This window comes from Phyllobacterium sp. 628, from assembly GCF_014189505.1.
GTDB lineage: Bacteria > Pseudomonadota > Alphaproteobacteria > Rhizobiales > Rhizobiaceae > Phyllobacterium.
The window spans coordinates 746,624-766,711 of the sequence record NZ_CP050301.1; the positions used below are offsets into that span (position 1 = coordinate 746,624).

13 protein-coding genes, 1 pseudogene and 1 riboswitch are annotated in these 20,088 nt (G+C 58.2%); of the genes and pseudogenes, 9 read left to right on the forward strand and 5 right to left on the reverse strand.

Annotated elements, in window-relative coordinates; translation table 11 throughout:
• The first annotated feature begins 84 nt into the window (after positions 1–84).
• The 4 genes and pseudogenes from pgi to HB779_RS05245 all read left to right on the forward strand — a co-directional run.
• The gene (gene pgi, locus HB779_RS05230) at positions 85–1,737 is read left to right on the forward strand and encodes a glucose-6-phosphate isomerase (protein WP_188344727.1); all 1,653 of its coding nucleotides are present in this window, start codon (positions 85–87) and stop codon (positions 1,735–1,737) included.
• A 74-nt stretch (positions 1,738–1,811) separates the two neighbouring features.
• On the forward strand, positions 1,812–2,870 hold the full coding sequence (locus HB779_RS05235; RefSeq protein ID WP_188344728.1) for a succinylglutamate desuccinylase/aspartoacylase family protein: 1,059 nt from the start codon (positions 1,812–1,814) through the stop codon (positions 2,868–2,870).
• Positions 2,870–3,607, forward strand: a complete 738-nt coding sequence (locus HB779_RS05240; RefSeq protein WP_188344729.1) for an HAD family hydrolase — start codon at positions 2,870–2,872, stop codon at positions 3,605–3,607. The genes HB779_RS05235 and HB779_RS05240 overlap by 1 nt, the downstream gene beginning before the upstream one ends.
• 179 nt (positions 3,608–3,786) lie before the next feature.
• Positions 3,787–3,987, forward strand: a pseudogene (locus tag HB779_RS05245) (VOC family protein); the annotation flags it as partial.
• Positions 3,988–4,064: 77 nt separating this feature from the next.
• On the opposite strand, the gene HB779_RS05250 reads toward HB779_RS05245, so the two are convergent.
• The gene (locus HB779_RS05250; protein WP_371823913.1) at positions 4,065–5,837 is read right to left on the reverse strand and encodes a long-chain fatty acid--CoA ligase; all 1,773 of its coding nucleotides are present in this window, start codon (positions 5,835–5,837) and stop codon (positions 4,065–4,067) included.
• Positions 5,838–6,220: 383 nt separating this feature from the next.
• Here HB779_RS05250 and HB779_RS05255 point away from each other — a divergent pair, with 383 nt between their 5' ends.
• The gene (locus HB779_RS05255) at positions 6,221–6,847 is read left to right on the forward strand and encodes a hypothetical protein (RefSeq protein ID WP_188344730.1); all 627 of its coding nucleotides are present in this window, start codon (positions 6,221–6,223) and stop codon (positions 6,845–6,847) included.
• Positions 6,820–8,451, forward strand: a complete 1,632-nt coding sequence (locus HB779_RS05260; RefSeq protein WP_188344731.1) for a Na+/H+ antiporter — start codon at positions 6,820–6,822, stop codon at positions 8,449–8,451. Before HB779_RS05255 ends, HB779_RS05260 begins: the two co-directional genes overlap by 28 nt.
• A gap of 23 nt (positions 8,452–8,474) precedes the next feature.
• On the opposite strand, the gene ilvD is transcribed toward HB779_RS05260, so the two are convergent.
• Positions 8,475–10,328 carry a dihydroxy-acid dehydratase gene (gene ilvD / locus HB779_RS05265; RefSeq protein ID WP_188344732.1) on the reverse strand — a complete coding sequence of 618 codons (1,854 nt, stop codon included), beginning with the start codon at positions 10,326–10,328 and terminating at the stop codon, positions 8,475–8,477.
• A gap of 173 nt (positions 10,329–10,501) precedes the next feature.
• Positions 10,502–10,738 carry an Lrp/AsnC ligand binding domain-containing protein gene (locus HB779_RS05270; RefSeq protein WP_188344733.1) on the reverse strand — a complete coding sequence of 79 codons (237 nt, stop codon included), beginning with the start codon at positions 10,736–10,738 and terminating at the stop codon, positions 10,502–10,504.
• A 104-nt stretch (positions 10,739–10,842) separates the two neighbouring features.
• A riboswitch (glycine riboswitch) is annotated at positions 10,843–10,929 on the forward strand.
• A gap of 216 nt (positions 10,930–11,145) precedes the next feature.
• Here HB779_RS05270 and HB779_RS05275 point away from each other — a divergent pair.
• Positions 11,146–12,420: a D-amino acid dehydrogenase gene (locus tag HB779_RS05275; protein ID WP_188344734.1), complete on the forward strand. Its 1,275-nt coding sequence runs from the start codon at positions 11,146–11,148 to the stop codon at positions 12,418–12,420.
• A gap of 34 nt (positions 12,421–12,454) precedes the next feature.
• Here HB779_RS05275 and HB779_RS05280 read toward each other — a convergent pair whose 3' ends face one another.
• The gene (locus tag HB779_RS05280) at positions 12,455–12,928 is read right to left on the reverse strand and encodes a DUF2442 domain-containing protein (protein WP_188344735.1); all 474 of its coding nucleotides are present in this window, start codon (positions 12,926–12,928) and stop codon (positions 12,455–12,457) included.
• Positions 12,906–13,130, reverse strand: coding sequence for a DUF4160 domain-containing protein (locus HB779_RS05285; protein WP_210302605.1), 225 nt, complete (start codon positions 13,128–13,130; stop codon positions 12,906–12,908). Before HB779_RS05285 ends, HB779_RS05280 begins: the two co-directional genes overlap by 23 nt.
• A 382-nt stretch (positions 13,131–13,512) precedes the next feature.
• On the opposite strand from HB779_RS05285, the gene HB779_RS05290 reads away from it, so the two are divergent.
• A complete protein-coding gene (locus HB779_RS05290; RefSeq protein WP_188344737.1) occupies positions 13,513–15,441 on the forward strand; it encodes an autotransporter assembly complex family protein in 1,929 nt (642 codons plus the stop codon).
• Positions 15,438–20,042: a translocation/assembly module TamB domain-containing protein gene (locus HB779_RS05295; RefSeq protein WP_188344738.1), complete on the forward strand. Its 4,605-nt coding sequence runs from the start codon at positions 15,438–15,440 to the stop codon at positions 20,040–20,042. The genes HB779_RS05290 and HB779_RS05295 overlap by 4 nt, the downstream gene beginning before the upstream one ends.
• Positions 20,043–20,088 lie beyond the last annotated feature (46 nt).

Below are 20,088 nucleotides of genomic sequence, written 5' to 3' on the forward strand. Positions count from 1 at the left end.
TACGACCTAAATCGATTGAAACAAAATGATTCCGGTGGCAGGTTCGTGCCTGTCAGGATCAAGGCGTGACTTCAGGAGAGAGATATGGCGACGGTGAAAGCGAACGAGCTGCGTGGTTCGGTTCAGGCATTGAAAGCACACTGGAAAAGCGGCGCACCGAAAAACATGCGCGCTGCCTTTGCGGAAGACCCCAAACGCTTCTCCCGTTATTCTCTCAGCCTCGATGATCTTCTTCTCGACTGGTCGAAATGCCTCGTCAATGACGAGACGCTGACCCTTTTGACCGACCTTGCCAAGGTTGCTCATGTGGAAGAGCGGCGCGATGCAATGTTTGCCGGCGAACCAATCAACACCACCGAGGGCCGGTCGGTTCTGCACATTGCCCTGCGCAATCGTTCGGGCAAGCCCATCAAGGTCGATGGCGTGGACGTCATGCCCGAGGTCAATGACGTGCTCAAGCGCATGGGCGCCTTTGCTGATGGCATCCGTTCGGGCGCTATCAAGGGCTCGAAGAACAAGCCCATCACCGATGTGGTCAATATCGGCATTGGCGGTTCTGATCTCGGTCCTGCCATGGCAACGCTGGCCATGGCGCCCTATCATGACGGGCCGCGCTGTCACTTTGTTTCCAATGTCGATGGCGCACATATTGCCGACACGCTCAAGGGTCTCGATCCGGCAACGACGCTTATCATCATTGCTTCGAAAACCTTCACCACCATCGAGACCATGACCAATGCCAAGACGGCCCGCCGATGGATCGCCGAGGCGCTGGGTGAAAAGTCCGTTGGCCAGCATTTCGCTGCCGTCTCCACGGCGCTCGACAAGGTGGATGCATTCGGTATTCCTGCCGACCGCATTTTCGGTTTCTGGGACTGGGTTGGCGGCCGTTATTCCATCTGGTCGGCAATCGGCCTGCCGCTGATGATCGCCATCGGAGCGGAAGCCTTCGGCCGTTTTCTCGATGGTGCCCACACCATGGACGAGCACTTCCGCAAGGCTGCCTTTGCCAAGAACCTGCCGATCATGCTTGGCCTCGTTGGTTACTGGCACCGAGCTATTTCAGGTTATACCAGCCGGGCCGTCATCCCTTATGATCAGCATCTGTCGCGCCTTCCTGCCTATTTGCAGCAGCTCGACATGGAATCGAACGGCAAGAGCGTCACCGTGGACGGCAAGCCGGTTTCCGGCCCGACCGGACCTGTGGTCTGGGGCGAGCCCGGTACCAATGGCCAGCATGCCTTCTTCCAGCTCCTGCATCAGGGCACGGACACGATTCCGGTGGAGTTTATTGTTGGCGCCAAAGGCCATGAGCCGCATCTGGACGATCAGCACGAAATGCTTTTGGCCAATTGCCTTGCCCAATCGGAAGCCCTGATGAAAGGTCGCACGCTTGACGAGGCCAAGGCACAGCTCGTCGCCAAGAACATGCCGAAATCCGAAGTCAACCGCATCGCTCCGCATAGGGTTTTCTCCGGCAACCGGCCCTCGATCACGATCGTCCATGACAAGCTTGATCCCTATGCATTGGGTCGTTTGATCGCGCTCTACGAGCACCGGGTATTTGTCGAAGCGCAGCTGTTCGGCATCAATGCGTTCGACCAATGGGGCGTCGAGCTCGGCAAGGAACTGGCAACGGAACTGCTTCCCGTTGTGACCGGCGAGATAAAGCCGAAGGGCAAGGACGCATCCACGCAAGGTCTTGTCGCGCACCTGCTCAAGCGCCGCAGCAAATAGGCTATAGTGGCCGTAACAGCACTATTCCCCCGGCCTTCGCCCAAGGCCGGGATTGATGAACCGGGAAAGCATTCATGAATACCGAAACGATCCAGCTGGCCGGTGATGTGCCGGGTAATCATATCGAACTGCGCGTGCTGCGTTTTGCCGGCAAGGATGAAAAGGCGGTCACCGCCTATCTGCAATCTTCGCTGCATGGCTCGGAACTGCCCGGACAGGCGGCACTGCATTTTCTCATTCCCATGCTGGAGAAAGCTGACAAAGAAGGGCGCATTGCCGGCAATATAACTGTTGTGCCGCAGGCCAATCCGGTTGGTTCGGCCCAGTGGCTGGCGCATCAGCACCTTGGCCGTTTCGAATTCTTCTCGAGTGGCAATTTCAACCGTTCATTCCCGTTGCTTGAAACCTTTGACACGTCGGGGCTCATCCCGCTCGATGCGCCAAAATCGCTGGCAGAACGGCTGAAAGCCCAGCTTCTACGCTTGGCACTGCCGCACGAAATCGTGCTGGATCTGCATTGCGATGATGAGAGTGAAAGCTATCTCTACATCCACAATGCTTTCCTGCCGGAAATGCACGATTTGGCCTCGGCGCTCGGATCAACAGCAATCCTTTCTTGGGATAGCACAGCCGATGCGGCTTTTGAGGAAGCCTGTGCGCATCCGGTGCTGCATTTGCCCGAGGCCAAGCGCGATGTGAAACGCCGTGCTGTTACCACGGTTGAATTCCGTGGCCTCAGCGATGTCAATATCGACACAGGGAAAGCCGATGCGGAAGGTCTTTATCGCTTCCTCGTGCATCGCGGGGTTGTCATTGATCCTGCCGTCAAGCTGACGGTTGATTTCAACGGCCCTGTTACATCATTGGAAAATGTCGAAATGGTTCGCGCTCCGCAGGGCGGTATGGTCTTGTTTCATGTGAATATCGGTGATGAGGTCGAGGCCGGTGCCAAGCTGGTGACCATAGTCACCCTGCCGGGCGATGCTTCCGGCGATATCACGCTGACCGCACCGCAGGCAGGCCGCATCCTCACCCGCCGCAGCCACCGCTATTCCCGCCGTGGTGATGATCTTCTGAAGCTGCTGGGCGCGAAACGCTCCGAGCAGGCGCGTCCAGGATCGCTGGAAGCCTGATGGCCCGCGCGCAGCCTTCGGAAATCCGTGCCATCCTTTTCGACAAGGACGGAACGCTGGTGGATTTCAACCGTACCTGGTTCGGTATCACCATGGAGCTGGCACACAGGGCTGCGGACGGCGATACGGACCGTGCCCGCGCATTGGTGGAAGCAGGCGGGTATGATTGGGAGATGGAACGGTTTCGCGGCGGCTCCGTCGTTGCGGCCGGAACCATCAACGATATTGTCGATCTCTGGCATCCGGAACTGACACTGGAAGAAAAGCGTGAGCGCATCCGTGCCTATGACGATTATGCCGTACGCGAAGGTTCGCGCCGCGCCGTCGGCATTGACGGCCTGCACGAGACGCTGCAGCGGCTTGTCGCGCAAGGCTTTCTGCTCGGCATCGCCACCAATGATTCCGAGGCGGGGGCGCGGGCAACGGCCGAGGCGTTGGGATTGACGCCGCTGTTTTCCGTCATCATCGGCTACGATTCCGTCGCGCGCGCCAAGCCGCATGCGGACCAGCTGGAACTGTTTGCCGCCAAAACGGGCATTCCCGCCAGCGCCATCGCCATGGTTGGCGACAATGGCCACGATCTGGAAATGGCCCATGCGGCTGGAGCCGGGCTCGCGATTGGTGTTCTCTCCGGCAATAGCACGCTGGATGATCTGGCCTCGCTCAGCGATGCCATTCTGGGATCGATAGCCGATCTGCCGGACTTTTTGGCAGGGCGTAAACAGTCGCAGAGTTGATAGCCGCAATTTTGCGGCTTTAAGCTCCCACCCTCCCCCTTGTGGGGAGGGTCGGACCGTGAGGTCCGGGGTGGGGGACAAATAGATACAAGACAAAGAATATTTAAACCGGGTGCCTCGAACCTACCCCCCACCCCGCCGCTACGCAGCGACCCTCCCCACAAGGGGGAGGGTGGGAGCTTACCTTGCAGAAAGATCACAAGGCCGCGCCCTTCAACATTATCTATATGATGGTTGACAATGTTGATGCGCTGCATGCGATCTGTCAGGCTCAAGGCCCGCGCATCGTCAAAGGTCTGAAGGGCAAGGATTACGGCCTCAGGGCTTTTGTCTTCGAGGATTTCGGTGGCAACCGCATTGATGTCGGCCAGCCGCTCTGACCTCATAGCCCCCAGCGTTTAAGCGAAGCCTGGCCCCGATAAAGAGAAGCCGCACAAGGCGGCTTCCCAAATTTCCATCAACCACGCAGCTCGCGCCGCAGGATTTTTCCCACATTACTCTTCGGCAGTTCGTCGCGGAATTCCACAGTCCGTGGCCGCTTGTAGTTGGTCAGCCGCTCGGCGCAGAATGCTTTCACCGCATCTTCGGTCAACAGCGGGTCCTTGCGCACGATGAACAGCTTGACCACCTCGCCGGAATGTTCGTTCGGCACGCCGATGGCTGCCGCTTCGCGCACGCCGGGATGTTCCATCGCCACTTCTTCGATCTCGTTCGGATAGACGTTGAAACCGGAGACAAGGATCATGTCCTTCTTGCGGTCGACAATCTTGGTATAGCCGCGCTCATCCATATAACCCATGTCGCCGGAGCGGAAGAAACCGTCTGATGTCATGACCTTGGCCGTCTCATCCGGACGGTTCCAGTAACCGGCCATGACCTGCGGACCACGAATGCAGATTTCGCCGACTTCCAGCAAGGGCAGTTCCTTGCCGTCATCATCGCGGATCGAAAAATCCGTTGACGGCAGCGGCGTACCGATTGTGCCGGAAAATTCCGTTGCATCCAGCCTGTTGGCGGAAGCGACAGGGGAAGTTTCCGACAGGCCAAAGCCTTCGGTGATCAGGCAGCCGGTTACTTCGAACCAGCGGTCTGCCACAGGCCGTTGCACCGCCATGCCGCCACCGAGCGACAGGACGAGGTTCTTGAAATTCAGTTTGCGGAAATCCTCATTGTTGAGAAGACCGTTGAACAGCGTGTTGAGACCCGGGAAAATATGGATCGGGTGCTTCTGCAGTTCCTTGACGAAGGCCGGGATGTCGCGCGGATTGGGGATCAGCACATTGTTGCCGCCCGTTTCCATGCTGATCATCGCATTCACGGTCAGGCCGAAAATATGATAAAGCGGCAGCGCGCAGATAAAGGTCAGATCGTCCGGACGGCCCTTCTTGCGGAAGCCGACTTCAACCCACAAACGCATCTGCGTGACATTGGCGACAATGTTGCTGTGCAGGAGCGTCGCTCCCTTGGAAACACCCGTCGTGCCGCCCGTATATTGCAGGAAGGCAACGTCGTCCCGCTTGACCTCGACCGGCTTCAGCTTGAGCGAGGCGCCCTGTGCCAGAGCCGTCTTGAACGGCGTATGGCCGGGCAGCGACCACGCCGGAACCATTTTCTTGACCCGGCGCACCACAAGATTCACCAGATGGCCCTTGAGGCCGAGCATGTCGCCCATGGATGCAACAATCACATGCTTGACCGGCGTGTTGGTGATGACCTTTTGCAGCGTCGTGGCAAAGTTCTCAAGAATGATGATGGCTTTGGCGCCGCTATCCTTGAGCTGATATTCAAGCTCGCGCGGCGTATAGAGCGGATTGATGTTCACGACAATCAGGCCAGCCCGCAGGATCGCCGCAATGGCCACCGGATATTGCAGGATGTTCGGCATCATCACAGCAACGCGGTCGCCCTTGACCAGTCCGCGTGATTGCAGCCACGCACCGAAAGCTTCGGAGTAATGATCCATCTCCGCATAGGTCATCGCCTTACCCATGCAGGTGAATGACGGCCGGTTGGCATATTTCTTGTAGGCCGTCGCAAACAGATCGTTGAGATTTTCGTATGGCAGCGGTCCCATTTCCGCCGGAACACCTTCCGGATAGGATTTTACCCACAGCTTCGGCGTGGGCATTTTCGCGGCGGATGCAGCTTTCACCGGCGCTGCCTTGGCGGCAGGCGCGGCGGCTTTGGTCTTGGCAGCGGGTTTTGCCGTTACAGCTGCCTTGGCTTTCACCGCTTTCGCAGGTGCCGTCTTGGCTGCGGCAGGCTTGGCCGGTGCAGCTTTCGCCGCTGGCTTCGGCGCTTCGCTGACAACGGGTGCATCAGCCTTCTTCGCCGCGACTGGCTTGGCCACTTTCGCGGCTGGCTTTGCTGCTGCTTTGATTTCGGTTTTCGGAGCGGCTACCGCTTTGGCTGGAGCCTTTGCTGTCGGAGTGCTTTTTGTCTTTTCGGCCGCCTTTGGTGCGGCTTTGGCTGCCGGTGTTGGCGCATCAGCCTTCTTGGCCACTGCAGCCTTTGGTGCTGCTGCCTGCTTCACGACCGCAGGTTTGGCAGAGACTGTCTTCACCGCAGGCTTGGCTGCCGCCTTGGCCTTGGGGGGCTGACTTCGGTGTTTCAATGGCAACAGCTGGAGCTTTTGCCGCTGCTGGTTTTGCTGCTTTCGGTGCAGCTGACTTGGCGGTTGTCGGCTTAGTCGCTGCCGCTTTAACAGCAGGCTTTGCGGCAACTTTTACGGGCGCCTTTGCAACGGCAGGCGCCGCACTTGGCTTGGCCGCAGGATTGGACTTTGCCTTGGCGGCAGGTTTGGTGGTTTTGACCTCACCGGCTGGTTTGTTCGCGGCGGCTTTTGCAGTCGTGACGGCGGGCTTCGCCGTTTTGGCTGGCGCTGCCTTGGTGCTGGCGCGCTTGGCTGTCACGGATGGTTTTACCGGTATTGTCTCTTTAGCCACATTAACCTCCCCTGATGGTTTCACTGTAGTCTGGTTCTCGGTCCTCCAACCTAAACCCATGCTACTCAACAATCCTATCTATGGCGAGAGGCAGTGTGCATGCAAGTATTACATTGACGTAAACGTAAAATTGATTTTCGCGCAATCGTCATTCTGCCTAGTGAATTCATCCTATAGGCATGTTCTGGGCGCAAAGTTGCCAAGGTTCGCCTCGACAAAGCACAGGCCTTTCCTTCATTCTTTCCAGACAATCAAAATGGATTCGCCGTGGAAACAATCACCATCGTCCTGCTGATGCTTCTGGCCGTTGTGGTCAGTGACTCCATTGTGCGCGTGCTGCCCCTGGCAGTGCCGCTGCCGCTGGTGCAGATCGGGCTTGGCGCAGCGATTGCCTCGGTTACCAGCATCCGCGTCGAGCTTGACCCGAATATTTTCTTTCTGTTGTTCTTGCCGCCTTTGCTGTTTCTCGATGGCTGGCGGATCCCCAAGGAAGGCCTGTTTCGCGACAAGGGCATTATCCTCGAAATGGCGCTGGGCCTTGTCATTTTCACAGTCCTCGGTGTCGGTTTTTTCGTTCACTGGATGATCCCGTCGATCCCGCTTCCTGTCGCCTTCGCGCTCGCCGCCATCGTGTCGCCGACGGACCCGATCGCCGTTTCGGCCATTACGGCACGCGTACCGATCCCCTCGCGCATGATGCACATCCTTGAAGGGGAATCGCTGCTCAACGATGCGTCCGGCCTGGTCTGCATGCGCTTTGCCGTTGCCGCGATGCTCACTGGAAGCTTCTCCATCACCGAGGCCTTCTTCACCTTCCTGTGGCTGGCCTTTGCCGGCATCGCCATTGGCATCGGTGTCACCATGGGTGTGACGCGCGGCAAGGCATTCCTTGCCCGCAAGCTGGGCGAGGAGAGCGGCTCGCAAATTCTCATCAGCCTGCTCATTCCCTTCGGCGCGTATCTTCTGGCGGAACATGTACATGCGTCGGGCATCCTTGCTGCGGTGGCAGCCGGTATCACCATGAGCTATGCCGAGAACACTGCCCAGTCGCTGGCCCTGACGCGTGTGCGCCGCACAGCCGTGTGGGATACGGCACAGTTTGCCGCCAATGGCGCGATCTTCGTGCTGCTGGGTGAACAGTTGCCCGGTATTTTCTCCGGTGCCGCACAGAACATGCAGCATGGCGCGGCCAGCCCGTGGTGGCTGCTCGTTTATGTCGTGGTTATTTATGCCGCTCTTGCCGCCCTGCGCTTTGTCTGGGTTTGGGTCTCGTGGCGGGTCACCATGGCCCAGCGCAACAGGCGGGGCGAGATGGTCGTCAAGCCGAGCTGGCAGCTGGTGGCCGCCATGTCGTTTGCCGGGGTTCGCGGCGCTATTACCCTTGCCGGTATCCTGACCCTGCCATTGCTTATGTATGACGGCTCGATGTTCCCGGCGCGCGACCTTGTGATTTTCCTGGCAACCGGCGTGATCATCCTTTCGCTGATCATGGCCAGCATTTGCCTGCCGCGTCTGCTCAAGGGCATTGATCTTCCCATTGAGGATTCAAACCAGCGTGAGGAAGACTACGCGCGTATTGCTGCGGCGGAAGCGGCGATCATGGCGATTGAACGGGCGCAGCATAACCTCGCCTCGGGCCGCGCCGATGCCGACATGTATACGGATGTCGCCAACCACATCATGGAGCTTTACCGCAAGCGCATTGACGGGCGTATGCAACTGGGCGAGGAGCGCGAAGAAGTTGCACGCGGTGAAGAAATTGAGAAACTGTTGCGCGTAACGGCGCTGCGGGCGGAGCGGCAGGAAATCCACCGTCTGGTCCGGGCGCGGCGGCTCGAAAGCACTATTGCCACCAAAATGGTGCGTGATATCGACCTATTGGAAGCCCGCTTCCAATAGGTCTTGAGTGTCAAAGTTCGATATCAGTTCCAGTCGTCAGGGATCTGGCGCACAGCACCCTTGGCCGCGCTGGTTGCCATCGCGCCATAGGCGCGCAAGGCCGTGGTGATCTTGCGCTTGCGCTTTTCTTCCGGCTTCCAAGCGGCGGTGCCTTTGGCTTCCATCTTGGCGCGGCGTTCGGCCAGAACAGCATCGTCAACCGCCAGATGAATGCCACGGTTCGGAATATCGATATTGATGATATCGCCATCCTCGACAAGACCGATCAGACCGCCTTCCGCAGCTTCCGGCGAAACGTGGCCAATGGAAAGACCGGACGAGCCGCCGGAGAATCGGCCGTCGGTGATCAGCGCGCAGGCCTTGCCGAGACCTTTGGATTTCAGATAGCTGGTCGGGTAGAGCATTTCCTGCATGCCGGGTCCGCCGCGCGGTCCCTCATAGCGGATCAGCACGATATCGCCCGGCTTAATACCGCCGTTCAGAATGCCAAGAACAGCTGTGTCCTGACTTTCGAAAATGCGGGCAGGGCCGGAGAATTTCAGGATCGAGTCATCAACGCCCGCCGTTTTGACGATACAGCCGTCTTCCGCCAGATTGCCATAGAGCACAGCGAGACCGCCATCTCTGGAATAGGCGTGTTCAAGATTGCGGATGACGCCCTTCTCCCGGTCGAGATCGACATCGGCAAAGCGGCGATCCTGACTGAAGGCAACCTGCGTCGGAACACCGCCCGGCGCTGCCTTGAAGAAATCATGCACGGACTGGTTTTTGCTGCGTACCACATCCCAGCGGTCTAGCGCAGCGCCAAGAGTGGCCGCGTGCACCGAATAGACCGACGTGTCGAGCAGACCGGCGCGGTCAAGTTCGCCAAGGATGCCCATGACGCCGCCCGCATGGTGCACGTCTTCCATGTGCACATTGGCAACGGCTGGCGCCACCTTGCACAGCACGGGAACGCGGCGCGACAGGCGGTCAATATCGCTCATGGTGAAGTCGACTTCGCCTTCATGCGCAGCGGCCAGCAGATGCAGAACCGTGTTGGTTGAGCCGCCCATGGCAATATCGAGCGTCATAGCGTTCTCAAACGCCGCGAATGAAGCGATGGAGCGCGGCAGCGCTGTCTCGTCGTCCTGCTCGTAATAGCGGCGGGCGAGGTCAACTACGAGATGACCGGCCTCGACGAAGAGGCGGCGGCGGTCCGCATGGGTTGCCAGCGTTGAACCATTGCCCGGCAAGGACAGACCGAGTGCTTCGGTCAGACAATTCATGGAATTGGCAGTGAACATGCCGGAGCAGGAGCCGCAGGTTGGGCAAGCGGAGCGTTCGATCGCCTTTACTTCCTCATCGGAAATGCGGTCATCGGCAGCAGCAACCATGGCGTCGACCAGATCGAGCTTCTTTTCCTTGTCTTCCCAGACCACCTTACCGGCTTCCATCGGACCGCCGGAAACAAACACGACGGGAATGTTGAGGCGCAGGGCTGCCATCAGCATGCCGGGGGTGATCTTGTCGCAATTGGAAATGCAGACCATGGCGTCGGCACAATGGGCATTGACCATATATTCGACGCTGTCGGCGATGATTTCGCGCGATGGCAGCGAATAGAGCATGCCGTCATGGCCCATGGCGATGCCGTCATCGACAGCAATCGTGTTGAACTCCTTGGCAACGCCGCCAGCGCTTTCGATTTCCCGCGCCACCAGCTGGCCGAGATCTTTCAGGTGGACGTGGCCGGGCACGAACTGGGTGAAGGAATTCACCACGGCGATAATCGGCTTGCCGAAATCCTCGTCCTTCATTCCGGTCGCGCGCCAGAGCCCGCGGGCGCCAGCCATATTGCGGCCATGTGTGGTGGTGCGTGAACGATAAGGAGGCATTGTCGAAAATCCTGCTGATGACGGGCGAGGGAGCACCTCTTACAGAAAAAGCGCTTCCATGGCAAAAGAATGGAATTTTGTTGCCGCAAACGGGCATTTTTTATTGCATTGATTACATAATGCAGAAGCGGCGCGCATGAAACGGGACGTAATGTCTCGCCCCGAGGGCAGGCTCAGAACGCGGTAAAGGTCAGCGTCGTCAGGGAACGGGCGATGCCGGCAATATCAAGCACATTGACGTTGATGAACTTGCCGATGTCCTGATCCTCAGGAATGTAGATTTTTGCCAGAAGGTCGAACTCGCCGCTGGTGGAGTAGAGCTCCGAGACGATCTCGCGTTCGAACAGAGCTTTTGCAACGTCGTACGTCTTGCCGGGCGCGCATTGCAGTTGCAGAAAGACAGGCTTCATAAATTCCTCCGGAAGGTAATGCGATTTCTGCTCAGCATAATTGCTGCAGCGCTTCTTAGCCAGTTGTTCTCTTCTCGCAACTGCGATATATATCCCGCGTTCGCACAGACTATCTGGGAGAGACCGGTAAAACCGGCGCCGATGGAGCAACCGCCCCGGAAACTCTCAGGCAAAAGGACCAGAATAGTCTAGAACATCTGGAGAGAGGCATTCTTCGCAAGAAAGATGCCCACCGAAGGAGAAAGCTCTGCCCGGTCGCATGACCGGAAAACGGTGCCGACGACACGGGTGACAAACACCCGGCGGGCGCTCAAAGGGCCAAGCTCTCAGGTTCCGTGACAGATGGGGTTTCGTGCCGTCGCAGACGGCGAAACTGAAACCATGTGTTGCTTGAGGACCGCTCTACCATGACCCACATCGCCATTATCGGCGCCGGTATCACCGGCGTGACGACCGCCTATGCGCTGGCCCGTCAGGGCTATTCCGTCACCGTATTCGACCGCAACCGCTACGCAGCCATGGAAACATCGTTTGCCAATGGCGGTCAGCTCTCTGCTTCCAATGCGGAAGTGTGGAACAGCTGGTCCACGGTGCTCAAAGGTATGAAGTGGATGCTGCGCAAGGATGCGCCGCTGCTGATGAATCCGAAACCTTCCTGGCACAAATATTCCTGGATGGCCGAATTCGTAATGAACATCCCGCATTACGAAGCAAATACCATTGCCACCACAAAGCTTGCCATCGAAGCCCGCAAGCGCATGTTTGAAATTGCTGCGGACGAAAAGATTGATTTCGATCTGGAGAAGCGCGGCATCCTGCACATCTACCGTTCGAAATATGGTTATGACCATGCCGCCAAGGTCAACAAGCTCTTGGAAGCTGGTGGCCTTGACCGCCGTGCCGTCACCAATGAAGAAATCCGCAGCATCGAACCGGCTCTGAACGGCTCGTTCTATGGCGGCTTCTTCACCGCGTCCGATTCGACGGGCGACATTCACAAGTTCACCCGTGGCCTTGCTGCCGCATCCATCCGCCATGGCGTGCGCTTCATCGGCGATGCCGATGTGACAGCGCTGAAGCACGGCGCTGACGGCGTGGTGGTGGAATGGAGCAAGGCTTCCGTTGCCAATGCGCTGGCAGAGACTGAACGTTTCGATGCTATTGTTATCTGCGCCGGTATCGCCAGCCGCAAATTTGCCGCCCAGCTCGGCGACCGTGTCAACATTTACCCGGTCAAAGGCTATTCCATCACCGTCAATCTGGATGACACCGAGAGCCAGAAATCGGCTCCATGGGTCAGCCTGCTCGATGATGACGCCAAGATCGTGACAAGCCGGCTCGGCGCTGGCCGTCTGCGTGTTGCCGGTACTGCCGAATACAATGGCGAGAACCGCGACATCCGTCATGATCGCGTCAAGCCGCTGGTCGATTGGAGCCGCGATCTCTTCCCGGGCATGGACACATCCAATGTGGTGCCGTGGGCGGGCCTGCGCCCGATGATGCCGAACATGCTGCCGCGCGTCGGCGCAGGCAAGCGTCCGGGCGTTTTCTACAATACCGGCCACGGCCATCTTGGCTGGACCTTGTCTGCTGCCACGGCGGAAATCGTTGCAGGCCACATCAGCGCCGCGATGCCCGTTGATGCCAAGCCGCAAACCGGCTGGCTCGCCGCTGCAGAATAAACGGGCTTACGGAAGAAATGGAGCGCCTAGAGTGTCAGGCGCTCTTTTTGTGATGCTCAACGAGATAGCGGGTGGCAAGGGCAATATGCCGTGGAATAGGCTTGTCTTTGCGAAAATCGGCAATCTGGCGACGTGAGATTTCCAGCGTTGCTGCCATGCCGTCGAGACTCATTCCCAGCGTATCCATGGCATCGCGAAATTCTTCGTTGTTGAAGTTCGCTGGTGCGAGGCGCTCTAGCCACATGGCGGACAGTTCTGCACCATCATCCCATTCAATCGCGTTGCCATCTTCATTGACTTTAAGAGTCTGAAAGAGAGCGTCGTCTGTTCTCAAGGCAATGAAAATGCGCTTGCTGGCGAGCGCTGGCATTGTATCAACAATCTGTGTTTCGCCTGTTCGCCAGGTGATCAGGACCTTCCGCTCATCGAGTGCTGTTGCCTTCTCAATGCGGGGAAGTGGTGCGCCAACCGAGATGATATCGTCGTCAATTCTTGCTTTTCCATGCATCTTCCAGAAGCTTTCTGTTTTGAAATGCCCACTCTCGTACAATCCGGTAATCGCTCCTCCGAAGTGAGCCTCGTAAAATCGATAAATCGGCCAGTTTAATTGCTGCTTCACAATCCGGTGCCACCACGTAAAAATGTGGAGGATTGTGATCTTCTGCGTAAATTTGAATTTTCAAATTTCCAATTCTCGCAATCGTTGCCATATATTCTTCCAACAGAATAGTGCGCAACATGCACTTTGTCAATAAATAGTGCGCTGCATGCACTTTAATAAGCTGCGGCTAAGAGAGATAAATCAGCAGTTCAATGTTTCTGATCGAAATGGACTTGGTTTCCGCCAAACTGTTGCACCGGACACATAAAAAGTGATTGCAGTGCTGGACGTGATTGTATCGTGGTTTTGTGGCCATATAGCCACTAACACGGGGTTGCAGTGCCGTTCGGGTGCCATTGCGGGTTGGCCCGCTTTTACCGGCATGTTATCGTTTTCTTAAGCTCGAAGGGCGAATTTTAGCAATTGCAGGCGACGTGGGGGCGCTTCCTGCAGTGTGTTTTTGTGTTTATGTGTAGGGATGTTGCTGGTTGATGGACTTTAAGCGCCCACAGGCCAGTTGTTTCGGTGCCGCATTGCTGGCCGTTACGGCTTTTGTCTCGCCTGCCCAGGCCTTTGATCTTTTCGGCGTTCACCTATGGGGGGCGAAGAAGGAAGACGATGCTGATTCGGTCATCGCCGATCCGCAGAAATACACTGTCGAAACCGCTGCCACGACCGCCGACGATACCAAGAAGCTGGTCGAAGGCGCATCAGGCCTGTTTGCTGACAAGGGAAAGCCGGCCTCGGGCGCTGCCGGACTGCTGGCCAAGGCACGCGGTGACTACCGCCGTATTCTCGGCGCGCTCTATGCTGACGGCCGCTATGGCGGCACCATCAGCATTCAGGTCGATGGCAAGGAAGCCAGTGATATCCCGCCCGATGCGGTGTTGTCCCAACCCGCCAAGGTGGTGATTGCGGTTAATCCCGGTTCGCAGTTCCTGTTTGCCTCGGCCCGCGTCAAGAACATGGCGCCACCTGCGATTGATCCCAAGGATTTTGTCGAAAGCCCCGAGAAGCAGGGCTATGTCGCTGGCGAGATCGCCCGCTCCACCGCCATTGTCAAGGCGGAACGGCTCGTGGTCGATGCGTGGCGTGAACAGGGCCACCCCAAGGCCAAGATCGTCAGTCGCGAAGTCGTCGCCGATCATGCGAACAGCCGTGTCGATGCCACCATTGATGTGGATCCAGGCGCGCGTGCCGGTTTCGGACCGGTTCAGGTCAAGGGCACGGAGCGGATGGACCCGGAATTCGTTGCGTTCATCACCGGCCTTCAGCCCGGTCAGGAATATGACCCCAACGAAATCGAGCGCGCCAAGAAGCGCCTGTCGCGGCTTGAAGTCTTCCGTTCGGCCCGCATCGAAGAAGGCGATGCCATCGGCAGCGATGGTCTCCTGCCGATCACCGTTGCCGTGCAGGAACAAAAGCTGCGCCGCTTCGGCGTTGGCGGCAGCTATTCGACCTTGGATGGCGCAGGGGTTGAGGCCTACTGGCTGCAACGCAATCTGTTCGGCCGCGCCGAGCGTATCCGTTTTGACGCCAAGATTGGCGGTATTGGCGGCCAGTCCCTTGATCCGAAGGATTATAATTATCTGCTCGGCGTCAGTTTCACCAAACCGGGTGTCTATACGCCCGATACGGATTTCATCGCCTCGCTGATCGCCGAGCGCAAGGTGCTCGACGCCTATACGCAAACATCGATCACCGCCGATGCCGGATTTACGCAGATTTTCTCCGATGAGCTTCTGGGCAAGCTTACGGCGAATGTAGCCAAATCGCAGTTCGAGGACGACTATTTCGGCACGCGCGATTTCCTCACTGTCGGTCTCACCGGCGGCCTCACCTATGACAGCCGCAACAGCAAGGTCGATCCGGCGCGCGGCTATTATCTCGAGGGTCTGCTCTCGCCCTTCTACGAGGTCGAATACGGTAATTTTGCCACCAAGCTCACTGCCGAAGGCCGCACCTATGTCGGCTTTGGCACCGATGACCGCTTCGTGCTGGCGGGCCGTGTGAAGCTGGGCAGCATTGTTGGCGCCGAGATTGCCGAACTGCCGTCGGATCAGTTGTTCTTTGCCGGTGGCGGTGGTTCGGTGCGCGGCTACGCCTATCGCAATATCGGCGTGAATGTCAGGCGCAATGGCAACGATTATGTCATCGGCGGCCGTTCGCTGGTTGAAGGTTCCGTCGAAGCACGTGCCAAGATCACAAACACCATCGGTGCTGTCGGCTTTGTCGACGCGGGTTATGTCGGCGCGGAATCCTTCCCGGATTTTGCCGATCAACTGCGCGTCGGCGTCGGCGCCGGTATTCGTTACAACACGGGTCTCGGCCCCATCCGTCTCGATGTGGCCATGCCACTCGACCGGAAGGAAAACGACCCGAGTTTTGCATTCTACGTTGGTATAGGACAGGCGTTTTGACCCGGATTCTCGCAGTCATATTCCTCCTGCTTTTTGCAGCACCCGTTTTGGCGCAGGACACCACGGCCGAGGCGGAGAAATCTTATTTCCTCAGCTTTGTCGAAGAGCAGCTCTCGACGCCCAACCGGCAGATTGCGATTTCCGACATTCAGGGCGTGCTGTCGTCGGAAGCCAATATTGGCTCGATCACCATCGCCGATCGCGAAGGCATCTGGCTGCGCATAACCAACGCCAAGATTGTCTGGAGCCGTCTGGCGCTGCTGCGCGGGCGCCTCGACATCAACTCGCTGGGCGCGGAGCGCATAGACGTCATCCGCAAGCCATTGCCGGATACCAGCCTGCCATCGCCGGAGGCCAAGGGTTTCAGCCTGCCGGAATTGCCGCTGGCGGTCATCCTGCAGGATTTGCAGGTTGGGCGCATAGCCTTCGGCGAGGATATTTTCGGTCTGAAATCGGAGATTTCGCTGGCTGGCAGCCTGACGCTGGACGCCGGGTCGCTGGATTCAAATTTGCAGGTGCGCCGTCTCGATGGTCCCGGCGGTCAGTTTGCCATCAAGGCCGCCTATGCCAAGGAAGGCCAGAAGCTTGATCTCGATCTGTTGCTCAATGAACCGCAAAACGGTATCGCCGCCAACCTGTTGAACATCGAAGGCCGCCCGCCCGTGGTCCTGGCGCTGAAGGGTTCTGGTCCGCTCAGCGATATCGCGCTGCAGCTGACGCTTGACGCGGCTGGCAAGCGCGTCCTCACCGGCAATACGCAGATCAACCGGCAGGGGGATGGTCTTGGCTTCAAGACCACGGTCGATGGGACAATTGCCATGCTGGTTCCGCCGATCTTCCGCGACTTCTTCGGCAATGACACCGCGCTCGTGGTCAACGGCGTGGTGCGCGATGCAGGTGGCGTGTCGCTCGACCGCCTGAACATCAAGAGCGCTGCGCTGGCGCTGGATGCAACAGCCGATACGACCAATGACGGCTTCCTGCGCCGCCTGAAAGTCGATGCATCGATTGCTGATCCGGTGGGCAAGAAGGTTATCCTTCCCGTCTCAGGCGGCCAGACCACGGTCGACAAGGCCGTGTTCGCCGTTTCCTACGGCAGCAGCGCCAACAATGACTGGTCGAGCACACTCGATATCACCAATCTCACCACCAGCACATTTGCCTCGAAATCGGTCAATCTGATTGCCAAGGGTCTGGCGGAAAATCTCGACAATCCCGCCGCCCGCTCGCTGACCTATGATGTGAACGGCGATGTTTCGGGTATCACGGCCAAGCGCGCCTATATCGCCAAGGCGCTCGGCGAACTGATCCAGCTGAAAATCAATGGCGACTGGAAGGCCGGCACCCCTGTTAATCTGAAACAGGCGCTGATTGCCGCCAATGGGTTCAGCACGTCGCTGGCCGGAACCATCAACAATTTTGCCTATAGCGGCGATATTCTGGTCAAGGCATCGAGCATTGCACCGTTTTCGGACCTCGCGGGGCGTGAACTCGCCGGTTCGCTTGATCTAAAGGCCAACGGCCTTGTGGAAGCGCTGACCGGCGGTTTTGATCTGGCGCTCGATGGTCGCGCCACCGGCATGCGGCTCGGCGTCGAAGCGGCTGACCGGGTTCTTGAGGGCGAAACCCGCATCACCGGCGGTCTGGCCCGCGGTGAAGCAGGCCTCAGCGCCAAAAACTTCAAAGTTGAAAACCCGCAGACGCTGGTCACCGCCAATGGCACCTTTGCCACCGGCGCAGCCAATTTCGATTTCGGCCTTGATCTCACCAACCTCGCACTTCTGTCGGAAAAGACCGCTGGCGCGCTCAAGGTCAAGGGCAGCGCACGCGGCAGCGATAATATTATCGCTCTGGCGTTCAATGCCGGTGTGCCGGACGGCAAACTCTCCGGCCGCAAGCTCACCGTAGGTGCATTCACCTTCAACGGCCTGCTGCTCAAGGGCGCGCTCGACGGAAAGGTCTCAGGCCTTGCTTTCCTTGATGGTGTTCGGGCGGACCTTGCAACGGAAATCGCCTTGCACAAGGATGAAAAGCGCCTGAGCAATGTGCAGTTCATTGCCGGTGGAACGCGGCTTCGCGGCGATGTCACGCAGGACAAAAAAGGCTTGCTGCAGGGCAATCTGACACTGGCTTCCAGCGATGTCTCTACCGCTGCGGCCCTGTTCCTTGTCGAGGCGACCGGCAAGGCCAATGCTGCCATCACGCTTGCCCACGACGATGAGAAACAGAATGTGGATATCAAAGGCGATATTGACGGTCTGAAAGCCAATAATGTTGTTGTGGGCAAAGCTGCGATAGCCTTGGCCGCGCAGGATATTTTCAAGGTTCCCTCGGCCAATGGCACTGTTACGGCCACGACGGTTTCGGCTGGGGGCGTCGATATTTCCAGTCTTGATGCGCAGGCGTTGCAGGAAGGCAAGACGACGAACTTCAAGCTCAACGCTGCATTGAACAACGGCGCAAAAACCACTGTTGGCGGCGCGCTCGAACCCACCGACAAGGGCTTTCTCCTGTCGCTTGCCAATGCGGATCTGACCCGTGGCACGCTGGCGGCCCGTCTGGTCCAGCCAGCCAATATCAATGTCGCGGGCAGCAATGTCTCCTTTGGCGATATCATTCTGGATATTGGCAAGGGTAAGGTGACCGTGCGCGGGGATATCGCCGATAAGCTCGATCTGGCCGTGGCCATCGACAGGCTGCCGCTGGATATCGCCAACACCATCAAACCGGATCTTGGCCTCGGCGGTGAAATCAACGGCACGGCAAATATCGGCGGCACACGCGACAAGCCGGATGTGAATTTCAACGTGCAGGCGCGGGCCATCACCGCTGCAATGTTGAAGAAGGCCGGACTCGATGCGCTCAATCTTGATGCCAAAGGCACCTCGACCACTGACCAGCTGAATGTCGATGCGCACCTGACCGGAGCCAATGGTCTCGATGCGTCGGCCAAGGGTTCGGTGCCGCTGACGCCGGGTCAGCTAGCCGTCGATCTGACGCTCGGCAACCTGCCGCTGCGCACGTTGAACGGCGTGGTCAAAGATCAGAATTTGGCGGGCAATGTTACCGGCAAGGGACATATTTCCGGTACGCTGCAAAAGCCCGCTGCCGAGTTCGATCTCAAGGGTTCCGGCCTGTCCGCCAAGCCGTTGCAGGATGTCGGTCTTTCACCGCTGCAACTCGCTGCCGCTGGCCGCTTTGCCAATGATACGCTGACATTGTCGTCGGCCAAGGTCGATGGTCCGCAGGGCTTTACCGTCTCGGCCAATGGCGCTGTGCCGGTCTCGGGTCATGGTCTTGGCATCAATGTCACCGGCAATATTCCGCTGGTTCTGGCCAACCGTTTCCTTGCTGATCGCGGCACGCAGGCCAAGGGCAATATTGACGTCACGGCCTCCGTCTCCGGCAGTTTCCAGCAGCCGCTGATCCGGGGCATGTTCTCGGCCAATGGCGCCGAGGTGGTTGATCCGGAAACCAATCTGCGCCTGCAGCGCATTACCCTGCTTGGCAGCATGGAAGGCCAGACAGTCACCATCCGCACGCTCAATGCCGGGCTTTCCACGGGCGGTACGGTCAGTGCCACCGGCACCATTTCCACCGACGCGGCCGCCAACTTCCCGGCCAACATCCAGATCAAACTGGACAAGGCCCGTTATGCCGATGGCAATCTTGTTGTCGCCACGCTGACCGGTGCCTTGGGTGTCAATGGCCCGCTGACACGCGATCCGCTGATTGCCGGCAATATCAATATTGACCGGGCCGAGATCAGCGTTCCCGAAAGCTTTGGCGGTTCGTCAGCGGTGATTGACGTCAAGCACAAGAAGACGCCAAAGGCGGTTGCGCAAACGCTGAAGCGTGCCAAGGCTGACCAGCCGGCCAAGGGCACACCAACGGCGCGTCCCAGTGTCGTGCGCCTTGATATCAACGTGACTGCGCCTAACAAGATTTTTGTGCGGGGACGCGGGCTCGATACGGAAATTGGTGGTTCGGTGCGGCTGACAGGTCCCGCAACCAATATCCAGCCGGTCGGTGCGTTTGACCTGATCCGTGGCCGCCTGGAAATCCTCGGCCAGCGCATCACTTTCACTGAAGGTCAGGTAACGCTCGTTGGCGATCTTGATCCGGAGTTGAACTTTGTCGCCAGCACAACGAGCAGCGATACGGCGGTCAATGTCGCGGTCAAGGGGCGTGTTTCCGATCTTAAGATCACCTTCTCCTCGCAGCCGGAATTGCCGCAGGACGAAGTTCTGGCGCGCCTGATTTTCAACCGCTCCATCAGTGAATTGTCGCCCTTGCAGATCGCCCGTCTAGCCGCTGCTGCGGCAGAGCTGGCTGGCGGTTCAAATTCATCGCTGCTTGACAGCCTGCGCAAGGGCACGGGGCTGGATGATCTCGATGTGACGACCGATGCCGAGGGCAATGCCGGTGTGCGTGCCGGGCGTTACATTCGCGATAATGTTTATCTGGGTGTGGAAGCAGGTGCCGGCGGCAAGACCAAGGGCACGATCAATCTCGATGTTACCCCGCAACTCAAAGCCAAGGGTTCTGTTGGCAGCGATGGTGATTCCGGTGCGGGTGTGTTCTTCGAGAAGGATTATTGATCGCGGTTGCAGCACGTGGTGGTTGCATATCTACGCTGCGTGGTTC

Coding starts and splice junctions, on each gene's coding strand:
- pgi (WP_188344727.1), top strand. CDS start 85: ATGGCGACGGTGAAAGCGAACGAGCTGCGTGGTTCGGTTCAGGCATTG.
- HB779_RS05235 (WP_188344728.1), top strand. CDS start 1,812: ATGAATACCGAAACGATCCAGCTGGCCGGTGATGTGCCGGGTAATCAT.
- HB779_RS05240 (WP_188344729.1), top strand. CDS start 2,870: ATGGCCCGCGCGCAGCCTTCGGAAATCCGTGCCATCCTTTTCGACAAG.
- HB779_RS05255 (WP_188344730.1), top strand. CDS start 6,221: ATGGCAACAGCTGGAGCTTTTGCCGCTGCTGGTTTTGCTGCTTTCGGT.
- ilvD (WP_188344732.1), bottom strand. CDS start 10,328: ATGCCTCCTTATCGTTCACGCACCACCACACATGGCCGCAATATGGCT.
- HB779_RS05270 (WP_188344733.1), bottom strand. CDS start 10,738: ATGAAGCCTGTCTTTCTGCAACTGCAATGCGCGCCCGGCAAGACGTAC.
- HB779_RS05275 (WP_188344734.1), top strand. CDS start 11,146: ATGACCCACATCGCCATTATCGGCGCCGGTATCACCGGCGTGACGACC.
- HB779_RS05280 (WP_188344735.1), bottom strand. CDS start 12,928: ATGCATGGAAAAGCAAGAATTGACGACGATATCATCTCGGTTGGCGCA.
- HB779_RS05285 (WP_210302605.1), bottom strand. CDS start 13,130: ATGGCAACGATTGCGAGAATTGGAAATTTGAAAATTCAAATTTACGCA.
- HB779_RS05290 (WP_188344737.1), top strand. CDS start 13,513: ATGGACTTTAAGCGCCCACAGGCCAGTTGTTTCGGTGCCGCATTGCTG.